General features: G+C 58.5%; 2 protein-coding genes. Both read left to right on the top strand.

Annotated features, from left to right (window positions below; genetic code table 11):
* The first annotated feature begins 122 nt into the window (after positions 1-122).
* Positions 123-866, top strand: coding sequence for a potassium transporter TrkG (locus V8352_RS21610; protein WP_336426319.1), 744 nt, complete (start codon positions 123-125; stop codon positions 864-866).
* Positions 867-1,193: 327 nt separating this feature from the next.
* A partial coding sequence (locus V8352_RS21605) for an IS5 family transposase (protein WP_336426318.1) occupies positions 1,194-2,071 on the top strand: 878 nt, incomplete at its 3' end.

The following is a 2,071-nucleotide window of genomic DNA, read 5'->3' as shown; positions in this document are numbered from 1 at the left end:
TGTCGCCGGTCGGCTCAAGCACCTGCCCGCGTCACCCTACGACACAACATCTGGTGTGGTCGTGAACTGACCGGAGACCCGCACACCCACACAAACCGCGAAGAAGCCTCTTTTCTGGTCCGTTGGAATATGTCTCGGTCATTTTTATGGTGCTGGCGAGCCTGCCGTTCATCCGATACGTGCAGCTTGTTTCGGGAAGTGCCCGACCGCTTTTGCGGGATGTGCAGGCGCAAGCTTATATCCGGTGGCTTGGCTACTCTGTCGCTCTGATCGTCATCTACAGAATGATATACGAAGGCACGGATTTTCTAACCGTGCTGCGCGAGACAACATTCAACACCGTGACCCTCTTCTCTGGCACCGGTTACGGGAGCGCTGATGTATTCTCATGGGGGGCGCTGCCTTTTTCAATAATCATTATCGTCGGATTGATTGGCGGCTGCACCGCTTCGACAGGTTGTTCGGTCAAGGTCTTCCGCTGGCTTATGGTTATCGAGGCCATCAAGACACAGGTCCGACGGACTCGGCATCCTCACGGCGTCTTCACGCCAAAGCTCCAAGGGAAAACCCTTGACGCCGAGATCTTCAGCTCTGTCATGGCCTTCTTCGTGCTTTTCGTTCTGAGCTTCGGAATTCTCTGTGTCCTGTTGGCAATGTGCGGGCTGCCATTCCTAACGGCGTTGACAGCGGCGTGGACAGCAATTGCCAATGTGGGCCCAGCCTGGGGGGCGCCAGTTGGCCCCACCGGCGCAATGGACGCGTTTCCGACCGTCGCCAAATGGCTGATGATCTTCGGTATGATCATTGGCCGGTTGGAGGTGCTGTCGGTTTACGTGCTCTTTGTCCCCATGTTTTGGCGTGACTAAGACACGCCTTGTTCCGATCCATGCGACTGCCACGGCTGGTCCTTTGAGAATTTTCTGTCAGTGTGCGGCGCGGCCGTTGCTTTCAAAAGACGTCAGAGAAGCTGAATTGATCAGACATACAACATCGCTCAAAAGTGCAGTGTCGGGAATGAGTAGATGTTTCGGGCAGTGAAGGTTACCACATCTTATCCGTGCTTATTTATCAGGAGAATTGGGTCGCGACTTTAGAACATGCTGAGCAGCGACTGCTTCGCCGAACAAACTTCATGCCCACTCAGCTTCACTGCGGGTTGCAGGCGGTGGTGGAAGCCAAAGCATCAAGTGCNAATGCGCGGGACGGACGAGACGAGCAGGTCGCTTTTCAGCTATGTCGATCTGGAAGAGCGCATCCCTGCGCGGCACCCGCTGCGAAAGATCAGGCAGGTGGTCAACGACGCGCTGGCCAGCCTGGATGCCGATTTCGAGGCGCTGTACATTGACTTCGGACGGCCCTCAATCCCACCCGAGCGGCTGATCCGGGCAAGCCTTCTGCAAATCCTGTTCTCCATCCGGTCTGAACGCCAGTTGATGGAGCAAATGGATTACAACCTGATGCTGCGCTGGTTCGTGGGCCTCGGCATCGACGATCCCGTGTGGGTACCAACGGTCTTTACAAAGAACCGCGACCGGCTGCTGACGACGGAGATGTCGCGCAAGGTGATGGCGGCGATCCTGGCCCATCGCGAGGTCGCGCCCCTGTTGTCGGACGAGCACTTTTCGGTCGATGGCACGTTGATCAAGGCCTGGGCCTCGATGAAGAGTTTCCAGCCGCGGGCGGAGGGCGCGCCGCCCGACGATGAGGGGCCCGGCGGTCCGCCCACACAGGATACCGCCGCCGACACTCAGCCCGGACAGACCCAGCACGAGACCGAACCGATGACCCGCCCGACACACCGCCACCGCAACGCCGAGGTCGATTTCAAGGGCGAGAAGCGCTCGAACGCGACGCATGCCTCGGTCACCGATCCTGACGCACGGCTCTACAAGAAATCCCCCGGAACAGGCGCGGTTCTGTGCTTCATGGGGCATGCGTTGATGGAAAACCGGCACGGATTTGTCGTGCAGGGTGATCTGACCCAGGCCGACGGTCATGCCGAACGCAAGGCAGCGCTGGATTTGGTCCATCGCCATTCCCCCGGATCAACTCGGCGGCTGACGCTGGGTGC

Origin of the sequence: Roseovarius sp. D0-M9 (assembly GCF_037083805.1) — a bacterium.
Classification (GTDB): Bacteria; Pseudomonadota; Alphaproteobacteria; order Rhodobacterales; family Rhodobacteraceae; genus Roseovarius.
Note: the sequence above shows the minus strand (reverse complement) of the source record. Positions and strands in the feature narration are given on the sequence as shown.